Here is a 1,597-nt window from a genome sequence, read left to right as displayed (position 1 = left end):
TGCGGTGAGGCAAGCCGCTCGTCACGGATCGCCCAGACATCCGGCGCACGCTGATGGTCGGAGGTATTGAAAACGTGGTACCAGACGTCGTCCGAGGTCTGGTGCAGTATGTGGATGCGGCCCTCGGCCAGCGCGCTTGCGACCCCCTCCAGGTCGCCGGTTTCCGGGCGGTTGATGCCGTCGACTTCGCGCCAGGTCTTGCCGCCGTCGGAGGATTTCACGGTCATCAGCGCGTTGTAGGTTTCGGAGGGCTCCATCAGGAAGTACAGATCGCCGTTGGACGCCTGCCAGGGCCCGATGCGCGCCGGCGTCTCGACGAAGGTGCCGCCCATGTGGCCGGGCGGAACAGAGACGGTCACTCCGGGCACGCGCGGCGACGCGACCGCTTGGCCCTGCGCATCGGCCATGCGGAATTCGAAGGTGTCTCCCGCCTCGTTCGTCACCGCGCCATCGGCAAAGCGACGGATCACCAGTGGCCACTCCCATTCGCCGTGGCCTTCGGCGGTCGACCAGACGGGCGTACTGTCGGCAAAGCTGATGCCGGCGCCGCCGCTGAAGGGCGCGCCTGATCCGTTGAGCAGATCCGACGTTTCTGCCCTGTGCTGGAACACCTCACTGGCGATGATGCTGACCCGGGGCGATGCGGGATTGCCTTCGATAACGAGGTCCCTGAACTGCGCTGTGCTGCTGCGCCATCCGGCGTCTGCGTTCAGTGCCTGACGGGTATCCGAACGGAAGCGGAAGGCAGTCTGTCTGATGGCTGCGGCTGCAGGGCCGGTTGCAGGCGTGATACTGAAACGGTAGTCGTGACGCCTGAGCGGCTCGGCGACCCCGGCCTCATAGGTCTGAACCAGCGCCTCGCCGTCAGCATGCACGGTGAACACACGAAACATGGCGGTATGCCGGCTTTCATCGGGAATCTTGGTGCGCTCCAGCGCCGGAATGTGCAGATAATGCACCCCGTCTATCTGTTTGGAATGCTCCACCCGGTCCATGTCCATGTGCAGATCGCCGGAGATAATCGCCGCGAGATTCGGCTGCCCGGTGACTTCAGCAAAGCGCTCGTGAGTGATGCCCTTGTCGGGGTTTTCCGGGTAGACCCCGACCTGCGCCCCGTGCACCACGAGCAGTACTGGCTTCGGCTGCAGCCGCCGAATCTGCGCAAGCATCCAGTCTATGCCCCGGTCTTTGAAATCCCGGTCGAAGTCGGGCGATGCAAACACCAGTGCGACCTGATCGGTCTCTACAACGTAGCTCGCGTCTGTTATACCGGCTTTCTCTCCACCCCAACGGTTGGCGTACCGCAGGAAGCGCTTAACTGTGCTGCCGTGTTCTTCGTTACCCATGATCGGGTAGAAGGGCGGTTGCAGCGCCTGCAGTACCGAGGTCGCGTTCTCGTATTGAATGCGCGTGCCCTTGTGCGCGATATCGCCCACACCGATGACGAAATCCATACGGCTCGTTTGTGCGAGTCTGTTCACATCGTCCACCACGGCGGCCATGTGCGGGAACTGAGGCTCGGGCTTCGGTTCTGCATCGCCCAGCGCGGCGAATCGAAGGACGACGTCTTTTTCGTTTGTCTCGTCTTTCTCGGCTG

At 62.9% G+C, this 1,597-nt stretch carries 1 protein-coding gene; it reads right to left on the bottom strand.

Annotated features, from left to right (window positions below; translation table 11 throughout):
- Nucleotides 1-1,597 (bottom strand): metallophosphoesterase family protein (locus tag VBE63_RS28985; protein WP_323686444.1); only part of this gene is annotated, 1,597 nt, incomplete at both ends.

This window comes from Lamprobacter sp., assembly GCF_034860625.1.
GTDB lineage: Bacteria > Pseudomonadota > Gammaproteobacteria > Chromatiales > Chromatiaceae > Lamprobacter.
The sequence above is the reverse complement of the archived record's forward strand: the minus strand, read 5'-3'. Positions and strand labels throughout refer to the sequence as shown.